This is a genomic window from Agrobacterium sp. fls2-241-TYG-188a, from assembly GCF_030209845.1.
In genome coordinates, this window is the sequence record NZ_JARVRD010000001.1 from 222,546 (window position 1) to 243,863 (window position 21,318).

General features: G+C 56.9%; 17 protein-coding genes and 1 pseudogene. 8 read left to right on the plus strand and 10 right to left on the minus strand.

Annotated features, from left to right (window positions below):
* Positions 1–47 precede the first annotated feature (47 nt).
* From QRN85_RS00970 to QRN85_RS00985, 4 genes are read left to right on the plus strand one after another with little or no spacing between them, the layout of a single operon-like run.
* Positions 48–761 carry an amino acid ABC transporter permease gene (locus tag QRN85_RS00970; protein WP_284757236.1) on the plus strand — a complete coding sequence of 238 codons (714 nt, stop codon included), beginning with the start codon at positions 48–50 and terminating at the stop codon, positions 759–761.
* Between the two features lie 12 nt (positions 762–773).
* Complete coding sequence (locus tag QRN85_RS00975; RefSeq protein ID WP_113170720.1) at positions 774–1,562, plus strand: amino acid ABC transporter ATP-binding protein; 789 nt, start codon at positions 774–776, stop codon at positions 1,560–1,562.
* A gap of 2 nt (positions 1,563–1,564) precedes the next feature.
* On the plus strand, positions 1,565–2,905 hold the full coding sequence (locus tag QRN85_RS00980; RefSeq protein ID WP_113170719.1) for an MmgE/PrpD family protein: 1,341 nt from the start codon (positions 1,565–1,567) through the stop codon (positions 2,903–2,905).
* A gap of 14 nt (positions 2,906–2,919) precedes the next feature.
* Complete coding sequence (locus QRN85_RS00985; protein WP_113170718.1) at positions 2,920–4,215, plus strand: LLM class flavin-dependent oxidoreductase; 1,296 nt, start codon at positions 2,920–2,922, stop codon at positions 4,213–4,215.
* Between the two features lie 166 nt (positions 4,216–4,381).
* Here QRN85_RS00985 and QRN85_RS00990 read toward each other — a convergent pair whose 3' ends face one another.
* Genes QRN85_RS00990 through QRN85_RS01000 form a run of 3 tightly spaced genes read right to left on the minus strand, consistent with a single transcriptional unit; the run spans position 4,382 to position 10,007 of the window.
* Positions 4,382–7,465: an efflux RND transporter permease subunit gene (locus QRN85_RS00990; RefSeq protein WP_113170717.1), complete on the minus strand. Its 3,084-nt coding sequence runs from the start codon at positions 7,463–7,465 to the stop codon at positions 4,382–4,384.
* The gene (locus QRN85_RS00995; protein WP_113170716.1) at positions 7,462–8,583 is read right to left on the minus strand and encodes an efflux RND transporter periplasmic adaptor subunit; all 1,122 of its coding nucleotides are present in this window, start codon (positions 8,581–8,583) and stop codon (positions 7,462–7,464) included. Before QRN85_RS00995 ends, QRN85_RS00990 begins: the two co-directional genes overlap by 4 nt.
* Positions 8,583–10,007 (minus strand): efflux transporter outer membrane subunit, encoded by a 1,425-nt coding sequence (locus QRN85_RS01000; RefSeq protein WP_113170715.1) that lies wholly within the window; start codon positions 10,005–10,007, stop codon positions 8,583–8,585. Before QRN85_RS01000 ends, QRN85_RS00995 begins: the two co-directional genes overlap by 1 nt.
* A 147-nt stretch (positions 10,008–10,154) precedes the next feature.
* Here QRN85_RS01000 and QRN85_RS01005 point away from each other — a divergent pair, with 147 nt between their 5' ends.
* Both QRN85_RS01005 and QRN85_RS01010 read left to right on the plus strand, forming a co-directional pair.
* On the plus strand, positions 10,155–10,841 hold the full coding sequence (locus tag QRN85_RS01005; RefSeq protein WP_113170761.1) for a response regulator: 687 nt from the start codon (positions 10,155–10,157) through the stop codon (positions 10,839–10,841).
* Positions 10,842–10,843: 2 nt separating this feature from the next.
* Positions 10,844–12,124 (plus strand): HAMP domain-containing sensor histidine kinase, encoded by a 1,281-nt coding sequence (locus QRN85_RS01010; RefSeq protein ID WP_113170714.1) that lies wholly within the window; start codon positions 10,844–10,846, stop codon positions 12,122–12,124.
* Between the two features lie 228 nt (positions 12,125–12,352).
* On the opposite strand, the gene QRN85_RS01015 is transcribed toward QRN85_RS01010, so the two are convergent.
* Positions 12,353–12,901: a TetR/AcrR family transcriptional regulator gene (locus QRN85_RS01015; protein ID WP_284756885.1), complete on the minus strand. Its 549-nt coding sequence runs from the start codon at positions 12,899–12,901 to the stop codon at positions 12,353–12,355.
* A 138-nt stretch (positions 12,902–13,039) separates the two neighbouring features.
* Here QRN85_RS01015 and bdcA point away from each other — a divergent pair, with 138 nt between their 5' ends.
* Positions 13,040–13,753 (plus strand): SDR family oxidoreductase, encoded by a 714-nt coding sequence (gene bdcA / locus QRN85_RS01020; RefSeq protein ID WP_113170712.1) that lies wholly within the window; start codon positions 13,040–13,042, stop codon positions 13,751–13,753.
* Positions 13,754–13,830: 77 nt separating this feature from the next.
* Here the strand turns inward: bdcA and QRN85_RS01025 are convergent.
* The 6 genes and pseudogenes from QRN85_RS01025 to QRN85_RS01050 form a co-directional block, all read right to left on the minus strand.
* Positions 13,831–14,012: pseudogene (locus QRN85_RS01025) on the minus strand (IS3 family transposase); the annotation flags it as partial.
* Positions 14,013–14,021: 9 nt separating this feature from the next.
* Positions 14,022–14,894, minus strand: coding sequence for a MurR/RpiR family transcriptional regulator (locus QRN85_RS01030; RefSeq protein WP_350225060.1), 873 nt, complete (start codon positions 14,892–14,894; stop codon positions 14,022–14,024).
* 91 nt (positions 14,895–14,985) lie between these two features.
* Complete coding sequence (locus QRN85_RS01035; protein WP_113170711.1) at positions 14,986–15,930, minus strand: ABC transporter substrate-binding protein; 945 nt, start codon at positions 15,928–15,930, stop codon at positions 14,986–14,988.
* 11 nt (positions 15,931–15,941) lie between these two features.
* Positions 15,942–16,910: a FecCD family ABC transporter permease gene (locus QRN85_RS01040; RefSeq protein ID WP_284757237.1), complete on the minus strand. Its 969-nt coding sequence runs from the start codon at positions 16,908–16,910 to the stop codon at positions 15,942–15,944.
* 74 nt (positions 16,911–16,984) lie between these two features.
* Complete coding sequence (locus QRN85_RS01045) at positions 16,985–18,010, minus strand: FecCD family ABC transporter permease (protein ID WP_284756886.1); 1,026 nt, start codon at positions 18,008–18,010, stop codon at positions 16,985–16,987.
* Positions 18,007–18,822: an ABC transporter ATP-binding protein gene (locus QRN85_RS01050; protein WP_113170708.1), complete on the minus strand. Its 816-nt coding sequence runs from the start codon at positions 18,820–18,822 to the stop codon at positions 18,007–18,009. The genes QRN85_RS01045 and QRN85_RS01050 overlap by 4 nt, the downstream gene beginning before the upstream one ends.
* Before the next feature lie 267 nt (positions 18,823–19,089).
* Between QRN85_RS01050 and QRN85_RS01055 the strand changes: the two genes are divergently transcribed.
* Positions 19,090–21,270 (plus strand): TonB-dependent siderophore receptor, encoded by a 2,181-nt coding sequence (locus tag QRN85_RS01055; protein ID WP_284756888.1) that lies wholly within the window; start codon positions 19,090–19,092, stop codon positions 21,268–21,270.
* The last annotated feature ends 48 nt before the right edge of the window (positions 21,271–21,318 follow it).

Here is a 21,318-nt window from a genome sequence, read left to right on the forward strand (position 1 = left end):
CACCCAAGGAAAGCAGCGGTATTCTGCGTTATGCCGGGTTCGTTGCCATGCCGCTTCTGGTTGTCGTCTGGTCCCTTGTTGACCTGACACTGGGCAAGGAACTGGTGACGTGGCTTCCCTATCTTGCGTCCGGCTTTTTGATGAATATTTTGATCACACTCTGCGCGATCACGATCGGCACGACGGCAGGTGTTTTGCTCGGCCTCATGCAACTGGCGCCTTACTGGTTCATTCGCTGGCCAGCGGCCATCTACGTCCAGATTTTTCGTAACGCACCGGCGCTCGTTCTGATCTTTGCAACCACCTACATCTTTCCCTTTGAGGTCGTATTGTTCGGCAACTATCTGGCGTTTCCTGACTGGATCAAGGCGGTGATCGGCCTTGCCATTCTTGCCAGCGCCTACATAGCCGAAATCACCCGGGGTGCCGTGCTTTCCATACCGACGACGCAGTGGGAAGCGGCCAAGGGGCTTGGCTTTTCCCGCATGCAATCGCTCCGTTTCGTCATCCTGCCGCAATGTGTGCGCCGCTCGCTGCCACCATGGATGAATGTCGCGTCTTCGATTGCCATGGGTACATCGCTTGCTTCGCTTGTGGGCGTGCATGAATTGATGCATGCCGCGACCGACGCCAGCACCGCGGTACGCAGGCTTGATTTCACCATTATTGCCTATGTTGTCGTCATGGCTGCGTTTTTCACGCTCTGCTACCCGATATCCCGGCTTACCCGCCGCCTCGAACAGCGTTTCAACGCGGGCTGAAGGATTTTGACGATGACCGCATCGAACGATTCCGAAATCGTGAAACTTGAAGACGTCCACCTGTCTTTCGGCAATACGCAGGTGCTCAAGGGCATTGATCTCACCGTCAATAAAGGTGACGCCGTCTCGATCATCGGTCCCTCCGGCTCCGGCAAATCGACCCTGCTGCGCTGCATCAACGCGCTGGCCATGCCGCAAAGCGGCAGGATCACCGTGGCGGGGGCAAGGGTGGACACGCTGACGAAAGAAAGCGAGCGTATTGAACTTCGCAAGCGTGTTGGCATCGTGTTCCAGCAATATAACCTGTTTCCGCATCTGACCGTTCTCGACAATATCGTGCTTGCGCCGACGCGCATTCTGGGTGCCGACCGCACGGCGACCGAGAAACTTGCGCGCGAATTGCTGGAGAAAGTCCGGCTGTCTGAAAAGGTTGATGCCTATCCCGGCCAGCTTTCCGGTGGCCAACAGCAGCGCGTGGCGATTGCCCGTGCATTGGCCATGAAGCCGGAACTCGTTCTGTTTGACGAGGTTACATCGGCGCTCGACCCTGAAACGGTGGGCGAGGTTCTGTGGGTTATCCGCGACCTCATCCGTGATGGCATGACCAGCATCCTCGTGACCCACGAAATGCGTTTTGCCGAGGAGATCAGCGACACGGTTGTGTTTACCGAAAATGGCCGCGTCGTGGCCCACGGTTCGCCGAAGGAGATTTTTCACGATTCCGACAATTCCCGTATCCGACAATTCGTCGGCGGCTTGTCCGGTGCCCGCGCCTCGGTGCGTGACGGCGAAGGTATCTGACCATGGAGAATGCCAAATTCACGACTGCCTTTGCCAAGGCAATCGTCCAATCCGATCCGAGCGGGGATCACGCTGCAATGGATGCGGCGCGCACGGCGATAACGGATTTTCTGGCCTGTATGATTGCCGGAGCCAACGATCGCACGGCGGGTATTCTGGCCAATGCCATCGGTGCCGATTTGCCGGGAAAGGCAATCCTTGTCGGACATAGTAGACAAACAGATCCGCTGGTCGCGGCAGTGCTAAATGCATATGCAGGCCATGTGCTGGATTATGACGATGTTCATGCAAGCGTTCGAGGGCACCCGACAACAGTGATTGTGCCTGCACTGCTGGCGCTGGCCGCAGAACGAACCTTCAGTGCAGATGCTTTTATCGCGTCTTACATTGTTGGGCTGGAAGCCATGGCGCGGCTGGGGCTTTCTGTGGGCTCCAGGCATTACGAAAACGGATTTCATGCCACGGCAACGCTTGGGCCCGTGGGTGTCGCAGCCGCGATCTGCCACCTGAGCGGCGCATCAGTGCAAGAAACTGCCGTTTCGCTTGGACTGGCCGCGACACAGGCTGCCGGGCTGCGGTTGCAGTTCGGGTTTGATGCAAAGCCTTATCATGCCGGCATGGCCGCACGGTCCGGCCTTCTCGCGGCACGATTGGCAGCGGCAGGCTTTGGTGGCGCGCCTGATTTTCTGGACAATCCGGTCAGCTTCTACGCCGCCTATGCATTTGGCGCAGCACAGCCGGAACTGACGAGCAAAGACTGGGGTGAGCCATGGCAGATCCTGTCACCCGGCCTGACGCTCAAAGCCTATCCCTGTTGCACGGCGAGCCATCCTGTCGCCGCGCTCGGCATCGACCTTCACGGCGAAAAGTTGAAAGCCGAGCAGATTGACAGGATCACCTTCACCTATCCGCCCGGGGCGGATGCGGCTTTGGTCGTGACAAGCCCGCGCAATGGCATCGAAGCGCGGTTTAGCCCGGAATATGTGTTTGCCGCCGCATTGCTCGATGGCACATTGCGGCTTGACCATTTCGATGAACGTCCGGTCGAGAGCCGCATCATGGCGCTCGCCAGCCTTGCCGGCCGCCAACATGATGAAACGGCACCGCGCATGACGAGTGATCCGACCACGCGTTTTGTCGTGCTGGATATTGCGCTCAAAGATGGCAGCACTATCCAGCGTCGCTTCAATGGTCTGCCGGGCGTGACTGATCCGACGCAAAAATTCCAGGACGCAACTGCGGGCAAACCGATTTTTGCAGATATTCCGGACCTTGTGCGCAGCATGAGGAGTGAGGCAGATTTTGCCCGGCTTCTTGAACTGCTTAATCAGAACTTCGTTTGACGAGAGATTTTACCATGAGTGCCAAGAGAAAAATTCATCTGGGTCTTTTCCTTCAGGGTGCGGGCCACCACGTTTCCGGATGGCGTCACCCGAATGCGGAAGCAGGCAGCGAAAACTTCGATCTGCTGCGCCGCGTTTCGCAAATGGCCGAGCAGGCGAAGTTCGATATGGTTTTCCTGGCGGACGGCCTGACCAGCGGTGTGGATGCGCATCCGTCGACAATTGCGCGCTTCGAACCGCTGACATTGCTTGCCGCACTTGCGCTGGTGACTGAGAAGATCGGTCTGGCCGCGACGTCCTCGACCACCTATGGCGAGCCTTACCACACAGCGCGCTCCTTTTCCTCCATCGACCATCTCAGCCACGGTCGTGCCGCCTGGAACATCGTGACGACATCCTATGCCCGCACGGCGAACAATTTTTCGAAATCGCACCCGGAGCATGACGAACGTTACGCGGTGGCCGAAGAATTCGTCGATGTCGTTCGCGGACTGTGGGACAGCTGGGATGATGACGCCTTTATCAAAGACAAGCAGAGCGGCGTCTATGCTGACCCGAACAAGGTGCATATGCTTGACCACGCGGGTAAATATTACTCGGTCAAAGGTCCGCTCAACATTCCCCGTTCTCCACAGGGCCATCCGATCCTCATTCAGGCCGGGTCATCAGGCCCCGGACAGGATCTCGCCGCCCGCACGGCTGACGTGGTGTTTACGGCTCAGCAGAGCCTCGCCGAAGCGCAGGCTTTCTACAAAAGCCTGAAGTCCCGCGTCGAGAAGTTTGGCCGCAGGCCCGACGATGTCGCCGTCATGCCCGGCTTCCTGCCGGTGATCGGTCGCACCTCCAAGGAAGCAGCGGAAAAACTTGCCGAGCTTGACCAGTGGACAGATCTGAAAAGCGCCATGCCGCTTCTGGAAGAGCGCATCGGCCACAGCCTTGCCGACTACGATCCCGATGGTCCTCTGCCGGATCTGCCGATATCGGACCAGTTGCGCAGCCGGGCCGAATTGCTGACGGCTCTTGCACGCCGCGAAAGCCTGACGATCCGTCAGTTGGCCCTGCGTGTGGCCGCCGGTCGCGGCCATCACATCGTCCTTGGCACGCCAGTCGAAATTGCCGACCGTATGCAGGAATGGTTTGAAGGACGCGCCGCCGATGGCTTCAACGTCATGCCTCCCTTCTTCCCGGAAGGCCTTGAGGACTTCACGCAGCTTGTTGTCCCGATCCTTCAGGAAAAGGGTCTGTTCCGCACGGAATATGAGGGGTCAACGCTGCGCGATCACCTCGGTCTGACGCGCCCGCCGCTGTAACGAACCCAACACATCCAGCGGCATCAGTAGCGCATCTGGTCATCTCTTTCTCCGGTGCCAAGCAAATCACATGGCGGGATCGTCTCGAACGATATCGGCGTCTGTCGGACGTCGTGACCTAATGCAGCGCCTGGGTTGCCACCGGCAGGTCTTGACCGCGTGAGACTTAGGACGGGGACGATTCCTTCGCCTGTTTGATCTCGCGCCTTCCAGTCTTCGCCTTAAGCCATACAAGTGCGTCATCCAGAAAGGTGAAGACCACCGGGATGACCAGAAGGCTTAGGAAAGTGGATGTAATCAATCCGCCTATCACAACGACACCCATGGGCTGGCGAAAGCTTGAGTCTCCCGAGACGAGACTGAGAGCTGCTGGCAGCATGCCCCCGGCCATAGCGATGGTCGTCATGATGATGGGGCGTGCTCGCTTGTGGCAGGCATCGACAAGGGCATCATAACGGGACATGCCAGCCCGGCGCGCCTCGATTGCATACTCCACAAGGAGGATGGAGTTTTTTGACACAATCCCCATCAGCAGGATCAAACCGATAACGGCGGGCATTGAAAAGCTGGTTCCTGTGAGCACCAAAGGTAACAGGGCCCCGCCAAGCGCCAAAGGCAACGCCATCAAAATCGTGACGGGTTGCAGGAAATCATGAAACAGCAGGACCAGAACCGCATAGATGCAGAAAATGCCGATCGCCATGGACGTGCCGAAACTGCTGAACAGTTCGCTCTGTCGTTTCAATTCGCCCTGCTCGACGAATTTCACACCCTGCGGCAGGTTTTTATAGCTGGGCAGTTGTGCGGCCTCTGCTGTCACCTCGGAGAGGTTTCTGCCATTCAGCTCTACTGAAAGCGATACGTTGCGCGATCGGTCAAGTCGGTCGATCTGGCTCGGACTGGAGCCTATGGAGATATCGGCGACAGCTCCTAGCGCAACCTTGCTGTCCTTACCCTCGACGGGGACAAGTGAGATCGCATCAAGCGATTGACGGCTCTCGCTGTCAAGCATGACACGGATGGCGATCTGGCGTTCGGGCAGATTAAGCTTCGACAAGGCTGCATCATAGGCACCCGCCGTCGCCACTCGAATAGCCTCGGCAATGGCCTTGGACGTAACACCAAGCGAGGCCGCTTGCGCAAGATCGGGTTTGATGGTGACCTCCGGCGTCTGCATGGCCGCAGAGGAGGTGACATTGCCGATGCCTGGAAGAGTGCGCAGATCAGCCTCAAGGCTCGCTGCCGCATTATCAAGAAGATCAGAGTCGTCGCCTGCTAGCGTGAGCGTGAGTTTTGTACCGTTGCCTCCAGAGCCTATTTCCAGACGAACGCCGGGCAACTGCTCCAAGGCTTTCCGTATGTCATTCTCAATCTGCGCCTGCTTTATATCGCGGTCGTCGATCGGTGTCAGATTGACGACGAGCGTGGCACTGTTGGTGCTTGAGTTCGACGTGCTGTTCATCCCGCCCGTAGAGGCAGTGCCAGTTGCCTGAAACACCGAGGTGACGTGGTTTACACCTGCGATGATCTCTGATGCCTTTCGCGCCGCCTCGTCGGTCGCTTCAATCGTCGATCCATATGGCGTGGTGAGGGTAACTTGCGTCTGGCTATTGTCAGAAGCCGGGAAAAAGCCTGTCGACAAATGCGACAACAGCAGGATCGTTAATGCCAGAAACCCGACCGTCCCAAGCACGGGAATCCAGCGGCGGCGTAATGCACCTTTCACAAGCCAGAGGTAACCGCGCATAAGGCGGCCGTCCTCGTCATGTGTCTTGCCGCTGGCCTTCATCATATATGCCGCCATCATTGGCGTTACCAGTCGCGCAACCAGAAGCGAGGCGAGAACGGCAACCGACGCCGTGATACCGAACTGCTTGAAGATAATGCCGGGAATGCCCCCCATGAAAGCGGTTGGGAGGAAGACCGCGACCAAGGTAAACGTGGTGGCAATAACAGCAAGGCCGATCTCGTCAGCGGCCTCCATCGCTGCCTCGAAGGGACTTTTGCCCATGTTGAGATGTCGCTCGATGTTTTCGATCTCGACAATGGCGTCATCCACGAGAATTCCCACCACGAGGGAAATCGCCAGCAGGGTGATGGTGTTCAACGTATAGCCAAGCAGATACATCACGAGGAAAGTCGGAATGATCGACAGCGGCAGGGCAACAGCCGCCAAAAGCGTCGCACGCCAGTCGCGCAGAAACAACCAAACGACGAAAACGGCGATCAGGGCGCCCTCATAGACCATGTGCATAGAGGATTCGTAATTTTGCTCGGTGGGCACGATGGTATTGTAGGCTTCCTCAATCGTCACGCCTGGATTGGCCGCGGCAAATGCCTTCATCGCGTCGCGAACTTTCTCCGTCACTGCCGTATCCGAATAACCTTTTGAACGCTTGATCTGAGCGGCGATTACGGGTTTGCCGTTCAGGTACGCAAGCGAGGTCAGGTCGTTGTGGGTATCCGTCACCGTTCCGAGTTCGTCCAGTCGAACCCAACTCCCGGCTGGCAGAGGGATAGGTAAAGACCGGAGCTGTTCGACACTGTCTGCCGTTGCCAGCGTCCGGACAGACTGACTTTCGCCGCCAATCCTGCCCTTGCCTCCAGACAGATCAGACTGGACCGCTTCGACCTGGCTGTTGACATCATTCGCGGTCAAACCGAGGCCCTCGAGCAGATTTGCGTTGAGCTCTACCCTGACTTCTCTATCGACCCCTCCGAGGCGGCCGACTTCACCAACACCGTCCACCGCCATCAGCGCGCGCGACAGATCGTTGTCGATGAACCAGGACAGCTCTGCAGAATCCAATTTGTCTGAATGCACGACGTAGGTGATGAGTGGCGAGGCGTTCAACGACTGTTTCGAAACGATTGGCGCGTTCATTTCTTCCGGCAGGTCGTTATTTGCCTGGTCGACAGCACTCTTGACCTCATCCAGTGCTTCCTGGGTGTCCTTTCCGACCTGGAAGGCAACAGAGATGCTGACAGAACCATCGGTAATCGTTGTTGTAACGGAGTCCAGCTTGGAAAGGCCCGTGAGTTCATCCTCGATCTTGCGAGCCACTTCCGTTTCGAGCTGCGACGCCGCCGCCCCATCCAGCGAAGCACTGATTTCGATGGTTGGAAGATCCATATCGGGGAAATTCTGGACGTCGAGACGATTGAAGGCCCACAGACCACAGGCGGTCAACAACACGAAAAGCAGAACGGGCGGAACGGGATTGCGGATGGACCATGAGGAGAAATTCATTTTGCTCGCTCCTTCCCGGCGATCGTGGCACCGTCAGACACTCTGACAACCGAGCCATCTGCGAGGAAAGCGCCACCTGCTGTGACGACCCTGTCCGCCTTTTCGATACCAGAAACGATCTCAACACGGTCGCCCTGTCGGCGGCCTGTTTCGACGCGCTTGCGCGCAACGGTTACCTTGTCGGCCTCATTCAGAATGAAGACATAGGAAAATCCGTCCCGGAGCGTAACGGCGGTCGCTGGCACCGTCAGTGCATCGGTGTGGTCGAATTCGAAGTAGCCGCTGGCGAGTATGCCGGTCTTCGGGGTTTGCATTCCTGCCTCGGGCTGAAGGGTCACATAAACCGTGACCCGACCGTTATTCGTGGACGTGGTGGGTGAAACCAACCTGACCACGCCACTTATATGACCGTCAGGCGTCGGTATAACTGCTCTGGTTCCTTGCTTTACATCGGCCAACCGCTTGACCGGCAATTCGGCCTGCCATTCGACCCTGCTCTGCCGGATGAGCTTGAACAGCTCGTCACCGGCATTCACGACGTTACCGAGAGAGGCCGAACGTGCCGATATGATCCCATCATCGACGGCATATACCTTTGTCCGGTTCAGTGTCAGTTGCGACGATGCCAGCGCTGCTTTCGCAGAGAGAACGTCGGCTTTTGCCTTGCGCTCGCTGATCAGATACTCCGTCGTTTGCTGCTTCGACAACGCACCGGACCCCGTCAGTCCTCGGGCGCGATCCGCATCCGCAACCGCTTGATCCAGCGCCGCTTCCTGCTTTTCGACGGTGGCCCGTTGCTGTTCCAGATCCGCCTGCGCCGTATCAGCGGAAAACTGCACCAGCAGGTCTCCCTTTTTAACTGTCGCACCGATATCTGCTTTGACGTCGATGATTTTAAAGCCGCTGACCTCGGCGGCGATGACTGCCTCATCCCATGCGGCAAGCCGACCACTTGCCGGAATAGTCACCGGCCAGTTCAAGAGCTGAGGATTGGAAACGCTGACTGTCAAAGCTGCGGCTTGAGAGCCGGTCTGTGCGGCGTCTTCGCTGCGGGCCGAGTGTGGCATGAAAGTTATGGCAACCGCCATGGCGAGAGAGGAAAAAGCGAAGCTACGCATCAGTGTGTTCCAGTCGTGAGGGCATTCGAGGCGCCAGACGGAGCGGACCAACCGCCTCCCAGGGACTTGTAGAGTGCGATCCAGTACCGGACCGCGTCGCGCCTGATTTCGATGAGTGTTATGGCGGCAGACTGCGCAGAGCGACGGGCTTCTTCGCGGTCCAGAATACTGGCCCCGCCAGACTTCCAGTTCTCATCAACCGATCGGAAATAGCTCTGGTAATTGTCGGCTGCAATTTTGGCGTCGTTAATACGCTTCAACGCGGTATTGACGTTGATCAGCGCTGTCTCAACGTCGGATACTGCGGTCAGAACGCCGGATCTGTAGCTTGCGACAGCAACGTCGTAATCCGCGACAGCACTTCGCACTGCCGCCCGTCGCGTGCCTCCATCGAACAGCGGTATCGATAAGGCAGGACCAAACGACCAGGGAACCGACCTGCCGGATACGGTAGCCTCGCTGATGGAAATCGATCCACTTAAACTCAGACTTGGGTAGAGATCAGCTTTTGCTGCGCCGACATCTGCGATCGTCGCTGCTACCTCGGCCTCCAGAGCATTGACGTCAGGCCTTTGCCGCAAAGCCTCTGCCGGGACGGAGGTAATGCGCACGACTGACGGCTGTGGAATACGGCTCTTTCCCTTATTGAGCAGCTTTCGAACCGAAAGCTCGTCTGCGGCCGTCAGCTGAACAATCGACTTGACGAGGATTTCACAATCCCCGTGTTGAGATGTCAGGCTGGACGACGATGTTGCCGCGCTGGCTCGCGACAGCGCGAGATCGGCGGTCGAAGTAAAGCCAGAATCTGCGGATTTTTCAGTGGCCCGTATCGTCTCTCTTTGCGACGCAAGCTCATCTCGATAAAGCCGTTCCAACTGGCGGCAGGCGCGATATTGGACGTAATAATCGCCCAACTCAGCCGCGACGGAAACGCGTGCGTCATGCCACGACCAGACCTTGCCTTCAGCTCTCGCAGCCGCGGCTTGTGTCTCTTTCTTGGTCTTTCCAAACAGATCAAGCTCCCAGGAGGCATCCAGTCCGCCACTCTTGCTCGTTCCGGCTCTGATTTTGTTGAGGTCATCTCCCTTGTTTCCCTCACGCGACGCAGAAGCGGACCCATCGAGTGACGGGAATAGGCCAGCTCGTGCCGAATCGAGCGACGCGCGGGCCTTATCGATGTTGGCAACCGCCTCCTGAATGGAGGGATTCCCTCGCTCTGCCAGATCGAGCAATTCCGTGAGCGAAGGATCTTTAAAACTGGCCCACCAGTCTACGAGATCAGCGGAGCGGCCACCATGTGGCAATGTCTCGTGCCAGTATGAAGCCACGACGGAATGGGAAGGCTTGAGGTCGCCAATGGCCGTGCAGCCAGTTAGCGACACAAAAGTAGTGACGATGGATATGGAGGAAAAAAATCTGCGCATGCGTTAAGGCTGCCTTGAGAGCTGACGCCTGCACTATAGGGATGGTGATGTTAATGTCGGTCAAGAACGTGTTAAGTTATGTAAAAGTGCTGTATTTGCAGGCGCCAGGCTTTAGAGGTGGAAGCATCGACGCGACGGATGCAAGATATGCCCAAGGTGCTTTTAATCGACGATGACATCGAGCTGACAAATCTGCTCTGCGAATACCTGACCGAAGAAGGCTTCTCTGTTACCACCACGAACGATGGCAGAACCGGTGTGGCCGCAGCCACAACCTCGTCGATCGATCTCATTGTTCTTGACATCATGATGCCACGCATAAACGGCCTCGATGTGCTGCGGAAAATCCGGCAGGTCAGCGATGTTCCGGTTTTGATGCTCACCGCCCGCGGAGACGACATCGATAGAATTTCCGGCCTCAATCTGGGCGCGGACGATTATGTTGCCAAGCCCTGTTCGCCAGGAGAGTTGGCGGCTCGAATTCGCGCCATTCTGCGTCGTTCCGGCCGGAGCGAGCGGGATGGATCACTGGAAATGCTAAAGACCGGCGCACTGATGCTCTATCCGTCAAACCGCAGAGCGGAGTGGCACGGTTCCCAGCTCGAACTGACGGGTACCGAGTTCAGCCTGCTCGAGGTTCTTGTCCGGTCCGCCGGGCAGCTCGTATCCAAACAGGATATTTCCCTTCGCGCCTTCGGCAAACCTCTGACGGCATTTGACCGTCGCATCGACGTCCATATCAGCAGTATCCGCCAAAAGCTTGGAACGCGCGAAGACGGGCAGCCCTGGATTCAGGCCGTAAGAGGACGCGGCTATCAGCTGTTAGAGGGCTAGCGATGCATCGACTGTTCTGGAAATTCTTCACCGTGGTTTGGCTGGCCATGGCAGGGTCAATAGCGCTGTTGTTTGCCATCAGCACCCTGTTCCAATCTCCTTTTGAAGAAGAAGTCACCAGCCGCGAAAACAGGCTTGCCTTGGACATAACGGCCCAGGTCTTGCAATCAGATGGATTGGACGCTGCACAGAAGCTGGTGGCAGCCATGCAGCGCACCGGTCGAGAATTATCCATTCGCATCAGCCCGGTTGGTCCAGCAATCGACTGCGTGGTAAAGGCGGGACATGATCTGATCTTGAACACGGTAAGCGACGGGAATTGCTACGAGGTCGAAATTGCCGGCTCGCATCAGGGTGTCATTTCGAAAACCTGGCCGCGGACAGTTCCATGGTTGGCCGCACTTCTGGCGGCAGCGGGAGCGGCTTACTGGCTCGCTCGATACTTTATCACCCCTGTAGAGCAACTCAGATATGGGCTGCGAGCCATAGCAGATGGCCAACTTGATGTTCGAATAGCCCATACAATTGGCAGCAAGCGCGACGAAGTCGCCTCTCTGGCGCACGACCTTGACATTACGGCAGCACGGCTTCAGGAACTCCAGATTGCACAGCAACAGTTGTTTCACGATGTCTCTCACGAGATACGCTCGCCCCTGTCTAGATTGCAGGCAGCCATAGGCGTTCTACAACAAAACCCAGCGCGGTTGACGGCAATGATCGAGCGGATGGGGAAAGAGGTCGAGCGCTTGGACGAATTGGTCGGGGGAATTCTGACTCTGGCCAGGCTTTCGGAAAGACAGGCTACCCGCTTTGACCGGCAAACCCTCGATGTTGTCGATCTTGTCAGAGAGATTGTCGAGGACGCGAGTTTCGAGGGCCAGTCCCGCGATATCAAAGTTCAATATGAAGGCGTCGATACATTCGTCGCTTCGGTCAATGGTGAATTGATCTACCGGGCTCTAGAAAACGTGATCCGCAATGCGATTGCCTACACCCGAGACAAAACGTCTGTTCTGGTCACCTCGAAGGTCCACGGTCAGCAACTTACGCTGTCGATCCAGGATGAGGGCCCCGGCGTAGCGGAGGCGGAACTGGACGCTATTTTCCAACCGTTCTCACAAAGCTCGACCGTCACGACCCGCTCGGGCTTTGGCCTCGGCCTTGCCATCACACGTCGCGCCGCCGAATGGCATGGCGGCGGCGCATTTGCCACCAATACGCCGTCAGGCGGGCTGCGCGTAGACATCACCATTCCAGCGAGTTGTCGAGATACAGGACAATGAGCTAGCCGGCGCGAGAGATATCGCCGGCGCTGAACCCTGTGTGGACGGCGGATTTCGTCACGTGCAATGGGCCATCGAACCAGTGAACCCTATCTCGAGCAGCCCGGTTTCACAGCGCAGTACGGCAAGTCTCACGATCAACTCGCAAGATTCTACCAACTCGTCACTAAGAATGCATCCAGGAATGCAAGGCCATCAACGGAAATGGTGAAATCTAAAGGCCCACCCTCAGTCCAATCTCGTTGAATTTTTCTCAGGTGAAAGCGCCTGCTCAAGAACCGAGCTGGCGAGCCGGGCTGTTGCTAGCAAGCGGGTCAGGTCGCTGCCATTGCGCGCCTTGGCTGAAAGCCCGGACATTGTTGTACTGATATAGTCGGTAACGCTTGCAGCCGCTTCCGGGTGGCGTTCGCTGATATAATCGCGGATTACGGTCTCTGCAGCGATAGTGCAGGCCAGCGCCGCTTCGCGCACTTCTGTGTCGTTGCAACGGGTGCTCTCCAACACAAGGCAACCGGCTGCGGGATCGGATGAATAGCGACGCGCAGCCTCCTCTAGAACCTCAGCGAGAGCCTCCGCAACCGGACGATCTGCGCGCAGAATCTCTTGGAGAGGAATGGCCCCGGTCGTGGCCCAGCGGTCGAGAACGCGAGTGTAAAGGCCCGCCTTACTGTCAAATGCAGAGTAGAAGCTGGGAGGATTTATGCCCAGCGCCTCTGTAATATCGGCGACACTGACTGCATCGTATCCACGCGCGTGGAAGAGCTGTTGAGCCGTCATAACTGCGTCGTCCGGATCGAAGCGACGAGGACGTCCCCTCACTTTTGATATTTTTGTAGGGTTCATTATAAAACTCGTTGACTTTGATTTCAGCTTCTTTATGTAGCATATACTACATTAATTAGCAAGGAGATCGCCATGACCGCATTCCAGGATAAAACAATTCTCGTGCTCGGTGGGAGCCGCGGCATTGGCGCAGCAATCGTGCGGCGTTTCGTGTCCGATGGCGCTAAGGTGACGTTCACCTATTCCGGCTCACGTGAGGCGGCGGAAAAACTTGCCGCCGAGACAGGCAGCACTGCGATCATGACGGATAGCGGCGACAGGGACGCTGTCATTGCAACGGTGAGAGAAAGCGGACCCTTGGACGTGCTGGTCGTCAACGCCGGCTTTGCAGTATTCGGCGACGCTTTGGAACAGGATCCTGACGCCATCGATCGTCTTTTCCGGGTAAATATCCACGCGCCCTATCACGCCTCTGTCGAGGCTGCCCGGCAGATGCCTGACGGTGGCCGGATCATTGTCATCGGCTCTGTCAACGGGGATAGAATGCCCGTGCCTGGCATGGCCTCCTACGCTCTCAGCAAGTCCGCCCTGCAGGGCATGGCGCGGGGGCTCGCGAGAGACTTCGGCCCGCGCGGCATTACAATCAACATTGTACAGCCAGGACCAATCGACACAGATGCCAACCCGCAAGATGGTCCGATGAGAGATCTGATGCATAGCTTCATGGCCATCAAGCGTCATGGCCGACCCGAAGAAGTGGCAGGCATGGTAGCCTGGCTGGCCGGGCCGGAAGCCGGTTTCGTGACCGGCGCCATGCACACCATCGACGGCGCGTTCGGGGCTTGAGGTAACTATTCTCTGATTGGGCAAAGCCAACCTTCCTCGCAATAGAGCAGGTTGATGCGATTGAAACCGGACGGCTATCCATCACGCTGAAGCAAGATGAACATCGAGGATAGCCGAACCGGCGGCGCTCATTAGCCAGATCGAGCAGCTTCGCACGTAACTCGACCTCCGGCGGTCGAGAGGATCGATAGCGGATCGTCTTTCGGTCGGCGGATATGATCTGGCAGGCCCGCCACTCCGAAAACCCCCTTGTAACCTTGCTCGTCCCTCAGCGCTTGTTTGGCCTGATCTGATGACGCAGTTCCACCAGTCGGTCCAGTGTTTGCAGCGTTTTGTTGCGGTTCTTGCCTGCCAATGCCAATGTCAGGGCCTCGACGAAAACGAGTGAAGCGCTGTGCATCGCGACCTTTTCCTTTTTGGCGCGAGGCAACACGATGGTTGCTTTCGTATGTTGCGCCAAAGCCGTTTCCTCTTTACCGACCAATGCGATGATCGGAACCGAAAGCCGTTGAGCCTCGGCAATTGTCGTCATCACTTCCCGGTGCGGGCGGCCGTGGGCGAGGATCAGCAGGACGTCGCCTTCTTCCATCTGGACGATCTGTTCGGCCAGCATGATGCCAGTTCGGTTCAACTCGTAAGACTGAAAGCCGGATCTTATGAAATTGCGCGACGCGTAGGTCGCTATGATGCCGGATGCGCCGATGCCGAAGACGCCGATTTTCCGGGCCTCGCTCAGCAGGTTGACGGCTGTTGCGATTGATCGGCGATTTTCTTCCGACGACATGGCCTGCATGGCATGTCCCATATCCGCTACCACAAAATCGACAGCCGAATTGGCATCGTCCGAAAGCTCTTCCGCAGTCGCCGCCATTTTTTCGGATGGTGAATCGGTTGCGCCAAGATGGCTTTCCAGCGTTTCCTTGAGGTCGACCAATCCCTCGAAGCCCAATGCCTGGATGGCCCGGATGACGGTTGCATCCGAGGTTCCGAGTTCCCGTCCGATCTCCAGCGCGGATTGTGCCAGAACCGTATGCCTGTGCTTGTCGATGTAATCAGCTACCGCGAGCAGACCAGGAGAAAGCGTAGCCCGTTTCTTCTTCAGCCGCTCCCCAAAAAGGTCTGTGTGTCTTCTCTTCAACACGGAATTGCGCATCGATACCTTGGTCTTTACGTCAAAATTAGCAATTGTCGCACAGTGCCCGCACATGGCAGATTTTGCAAAGCCGAAAGCTTCATCGAACCATCGGGCGCGGCGCTATCGAGGATTTGACAACCGCAGTCATTAAAGCCATCGCCGCATAGCTGTTGGATATGGCCTCTTCCCGGGACACCATGATGTAACGCCCTTGAATGCAGGCTTTGAGAAAGCTGCAAAATTCAGGCACGACTTTTTCCATGGCGGCGATTTCCTCCTTCGAGGTTGCTCCAGTATCCGAGCGATAGGGATCGAAGATGAAATCGGCATCGACATCCGCAAGTCGCTCGCCGCTTACTTCTATGCGTCCGCCCTCGGGAATATCGTCAATGATCTTTGGAAAGCGAAAGCCCGCATCTCTGAGCACCTGACCTAGCGCGCGGTAGGTGTGGTAAATGCTGATCTTGCCATTCAGCGGCTGAATGACCGAAACTGTAGTGTTACCCGTGTCGACTGCCGTCTTCAGTTCCGCAATGCCTGCGCGATATCGTTGGTCGAGAATGGCGAGCCTGTCCTGCGTCTTTGTCAGTTCCGCAAGCTTTTGATACGCATGCGCGGTCCCAAGGCTCGTGGGGTCGAGGACGATGGTTGGCGCGATTTTTTCAAGCGTGGAAACCGGGGTAGGACGTCCGGTAGCGGTTATGATCACATCCGGTTTCTGTTCAGCCAGCGCTTCAAGATCGATATCGACCGCGCCGAGAAATGCCATGTCAGAATTGCTGAAATCGACGCCGGTCAGTATTGCACTCGAACGTAGGTAAGGCTTGCCGTCGGTACCGATCCTGCCATGGCTAGCGATGGGCAATATGCCGAGTTCGATCAAGGGAATGGTGACATCGATATCGTGCAGCGAGGCAATGCGCAGGGTCCTGTCAGGGAGTTGGACGCTACGGCCTGCATCATCGATGAAGGTGCGCATCTCTTCTGCTGCAAGCGGGTTTAAAACCGATAGAAAAAAACATGCGATAAGAAGCAGGCGCATGATGTTGCCTTTCAAAGTTGATCGCGGCGACGCCACAGAAGGAGAAGAAGAACGGGTACACCGATCAGGGCCAGAACGATGCCTGCTGGGATTTGCAGGGGTGCAAAGGCCTTGCGGCCAACCGTGTCTGATACCACAAGAAGTGTAGCACCAATCAAGAAGCTGCCCGCAAGAAGCGATTTTTGCCCGCCACCGATAAACATCCGCGCCGTATGCGGCGCGATGAGGCCGACAAAGCCGATGCTGCCCACGCAGGACACGGCGGTCGCCGTCATCAAAACAGGCGCGCAAAGGTGGATGATGGCAAGCGTCTTCGCCGGCACACCCAGGCCGACGGTTGCGCTGTCTCCCAGAATCGAGACATCTGCCCAGCGGGCGGTGGCGAACATCAGGATGCAACCGGTGAGCAGGCCCGTAAGCGCTAACGGCACCATGTCCGGCGTCACGGTTGCGAGGCTTCCCGCCAGCCATGTCAATGCAATCTGAACGCGGTCAATATCCGAAACGGTGATCAGCAGCGAGATGACAGCGGAAAGCAGCCAGGAAAAACCGATGCCGATCAGCACGAAGCGCAGGCGTGACAGTGACCCGGCAATGAGAGCGACTGCCGCCGCGACCGCAAAGCCTCCGGCCATTCCGAGGAAAGGCCGAAACCCCAGGGGCGTATGCGGAAAAGCGATGATCGCGAGGACAATCACCAAAACCGCTCCTTCGCGCACTCCCAGCAAGCCCGGGTCGGCAAGTCCGTTTCGCGTCAGCGACTGGAGTGCCGCACCTGAAAGCCCTAGCATGGCACCGCAGCTCAAAGCTATGATCGTACGCGGGAGCCTCAGATCGCCGATGATGGATAGGCCGGTGGCGTCTGCCGGGTTGCTGGCCAACGCCAAAAGCTCGTTCCAGCCCGCTTGCCCGCTTCCGGAGACCAGCGCCAGCAGGCTGACAGAGAGAAGCCCAATAACGAGCAATGTCACGACGAGCATGCGCCGGGGATGAAGTCTGAGACCAACTGCGTGACATCGCAGGAGCCAATAGCCATTGCCGAGCTTTTTCACCGTCATCGCAAGACCCTCGCGACGACGATAATGAAGACGGGTGCCCCCACGAAGGCAGTCATCAGCCCCGTCGCCAGATCGTGCGGCGCGGCGATTGTCCTTGCCGCTATATCAGCGGCAATCATGAGATTGGCGCCGAGCAATGCGGAGAGCGGGAGCGACATCATATGCCGCCCATCCGCTAAGCGGTGGGCAACACCCGCAACGATAAGGCCAACGAAACCGATTGGCCCTGCGAGCGCGACGGATGAGCCGCAGAAAAGGGCAGTGGCGGCAAGACCGATGAGTTTCGTTTGCCTCACGGGCACGCCAAGCCCCGCTGCCGTCGCATCTCCCAGAGCCAGAACATCGAGCCGAAGCGCGATCCATACCGTCAGACCGAGAGCAATCGTAAGCAGCGGCAGCGCGCTGGAGATGTTGGCAAGCGAAATGCCTGAGAGGTCCCCGGCCAGCCAGAACCGCATCTGCTCCAGCGTTTCCTGGTCGAGGATGAGTATTGCCGAGACGCAGGCCGAGGCCAGAGCCGAAAGCGCGATGCCACAAAAGGTGACCTTCGAGATGGTCATGCCCGTGCGTCCCGCAGAAGATAATGCAAGGATGATCGCGAAGAGCACACCGCTTCCCATGGTCGCCGCAAGCTGGCGGCTCATCGAAAGCGCCAGCATGTTCGCGGGCAGCGCCGTCATGATGACGATGGCGAGGCTGGCTCCGGCATTGAGGCCGAGGATATGAGGTTCCGCCAAGGGGTTTCGCAAGATCGACTGCATGAGACGACCTGCAATCCCGAGAGATGCGCCGCAGACGATGGCGGCAAGCAGCCGCGGCAGGCGCAGCTTCAAAAGTATCTGCTGTTCAAAGCTCCCATGGTCGCGGGCAAAAATCGTATCGACAATGAACTGTGCCGATACCGGTCGCGCGCCGACGCCGAGATGAAGGAGGCCGAGCATCACGATCATGACCAGGCCACATGGCAGCCATAGAGACCGAAATCCGTTGCCGGTACTTTTCATCGCCGCAGTCAGGCTCACGCGACCTGTGTCCTGGGGTGAGGATCAGGCAAAAAGATCGGCTTGCCGGTTGTGGGGTGCCAGACGGATGTAACCTTCGTATCAAAGACGGTTTCAATATGTTCCACTGTGCATTGCTCAACCGTTTCAACGACGTGATGGATCGCGCCACCCTTCATAAGGACTAGTCGATCCGCATATTGAAGGGCGGCATTAAGGTCGTGCAGCACGGCAACGATGGTCTTGTTGGCCGTGCGTGTCAGGCTCGATAGAAGCTCCATGACCTCGACCTGATAGCGAAGATCGAGAAATGTCGTCGGCTCATCAAAGAGAATTGTCGCTGTGTCCTGTGCAAGGGCCAGTGCAATGAAGCAGCGCTGCCGCTGGCCTCCCGACAGGCTATCAACCGTTCGCGACGACAGCTCTGCAATGCCAGTCATCTCCAGGGCGCGGTTTACCGCGTCCTCGTCGGTCTCATCCCACGACATGAGGATTCCGCTATGGGGGTACCGTCCACGCGACACCAAGTCGTAAACCTTGAGGCCTTCAGGTGTAAGCGGCGCTTGCGGCAGAAGCGAAAGCTTGCGCGCGACGTCTTTTGTGGGCAGCTTGCTGATATCGTGTCCATCCAGATGCACGGTGCCGCCCGAGGGCTTCAGGATGCGGCAGAGAACGGAGAGCAGGGTCGATTTGCCTGATCCGTTCGGTCCCGCCAATGCGGTGAATTTACCCTTGGGAATGACCAGCGAAACATCCGAAAGCACCGTCGAGCGCTGGTAACCCGCAGTTACAAGCGCGACATCAAGCGCGTTGCAATCGCCGTCAGTTCGCATTCACTCAGCCATTTCGTTCAAAAAAATATACGCGTCGTGTCTATTATATGAATGTAGTAGTCAACAATAATCAACGGATGTGGCCTGCAGGTAGCAGGCTAAAATCGGGCGGCAGGTGTGGTTTAGAGCCTGTTACGCTCCCCTTCGGTCCCGCGATTTCGATTGAAGGCCGTCCGTTTTCCGGATTTTAAAGTTGACTACTACATTCATGAAAATCATGAAGCCCTCTTGAGAGATTGATTTTGCATTCATGGGGACTGAATGAACATGGGATTCGACAGATGCGAGATGCAGGCAGCATTGATCGTGCTTTCGGTGGCGGGAAGCCTGAGCGCTCCGCCGGCGATGGCGCAGGAGATCGCTACCATTAAGAAGTCGGCCCGTCAGTCTGAGCAGGGTCAAAGTATCAAGACGGAAAAATCTACCGTTCTCACGCCCATCGTTGTCGACGGTTCGGGCGCTACGAATGGTTATCAGCCAAGATCGACCAGTACAGCCACGCGCTCCGACACCCCGCTGATCGATATTCCCCAGGCGGTCAATGTCGTCAGCCATTCGGTTCTGGAAGACCAGAACGCCACCAATCTCGATGAGGCACTCGGCAATATCAGTGGCGTTACCCAGACCAACACGCTGGGCGGGACGCAAGATTCCATTATTCGCCGTGGGTTCGGTGACAACAGAGACGGATCTATTCTTACCAACGGATTAAAAACAGCCATCCCGCGTTCGTTCAATGCCATGACGGATCGTGTTGAAGTGCTCAAAGGTCCGTCCTCCACCCTTTATGGCATTCTCGATCCTGGCGGCATGGTCAATGTCGTGACGAAGAAGCCGGAAGAGACGTTTTCAGGCGAAGTCTACGGCAACCTTTCAAGCTTCGGAGGTGGCACGACGGGCGTCGATGTTACCGGCCCGATCGAAGGCACCGACCTCTCCTATCGCCTGATCGGCGAATACAAGGATGTTGAATACTGGCGCAACTTCGGTGAGAGCAAGCATTGGCTGGTATCTCCATCTCTGAAATGGACCGGTGAAGATACCGAAATTACCGCGACCTATATGCATGAGGATTATAGCGTGCCCTTTGATCGGGGCACGATCTTCGACACGACCACGGGCCGTGCCGTGAATGTGGATCGCAAGATCCGTTTTGACGAACCCTATAACATCACTGACGGAAAGTCCGACCTCTTCCAGGTCGAGATTGACCACCGGCTCAATGATAACTGGAATCTTGGTATCGATTACAGCTACAGCCGCAATGTCTATTCAGACAACCAGGCACGCGTATTAGGCTATAATGCAACGACTGGCGTCCTGACGAGAAGAGCGGACGCGACGGATTATTCCACGATTTATAATAACGCCGTGCGCACAGATCTTACCGGAGAGGTCGATGTCGGAGGAATGCAGCATGACCTCCTGATCGGGGCGTCCTACGATTACAGCGACACGCTTCGCACGGATATGCTTCGTTGTGGAAACTCTACCAGTTTCAATATGTACAATCCCGTTTACGGCAATCTACCCGAATGCTCGACTGTCTCCGCATCCGATAGCGATCAGACTGAAAAGCTTTCGACGGCATCTGTCTATATGCAGGATTCGGTTCATCTCAGTGACCAATGGATTGTCGTCGGTGGTTTGCGATATCAGTATTATGACCTGCTCGCAGGCAAGGGGCGTCCGTTCAAGAACAACACCGATAGTTTTGGTGACGCCCTCGTTCCCAATGCGGGGATCGTCTATAAACTCACCCCAGACGTTGCCCTCTACGTGAATGCCGCCAAGACGTTTCGCCCGCAATCTTCCATTGCCAGCCTGTATGGCTCTCTGAAACCGGAAGAGGGGATTTCCTATGAGATCGGCTCGAAATTCGAGCTTCCCTCCGGGCTGACGGCAAACGTCGCTCTCTATACGTCAGACAAGGAAAACGTTGCGTATAGCGCGGTTGAAAGCGGTGTCAGTGTTGTCAAGGCGGCGGGGCTCGTTCGCGCACGGGGTGTGGAGATGGATATCGCCGGTTCACTCACGTCTGACCTCGATATCATCGCCAGCTATGCTTATACGGATGCTGAAGTCAAAGAGGGAGAAAACGCGGGCAAGCGGCCCGTCAATGTCGCCCGTCACACTGGTTCACTGTCTCTCGCCTACGACATGGGTGAAGTTGGTCCCGCCGGCAACAGGTTGAAAATTGGCGCGGGCATCCGCGCGGTTGGCGACAGGGCGGGTATCAATGACAACTCTTACGATCTGCCCGGATACGCCGTTGTCGACGCTTTCGCAGCATACACTTTTGCATCAGAACGACCGATCACCGTTCAGCTCAATCTTAAAAACATTTTTGATCGAACCTATTACACCTCTTCTATCGGAAGCACGGCCTTTGGAAACCAGATCGGAGAGCCGTTCAATGCTACGTTGACAGCACGCCTGAACTTCTAGGTGAGGTCTGTGCTTGCCGCTAACCGTTGGGGGGTATGCGTGTTGGTC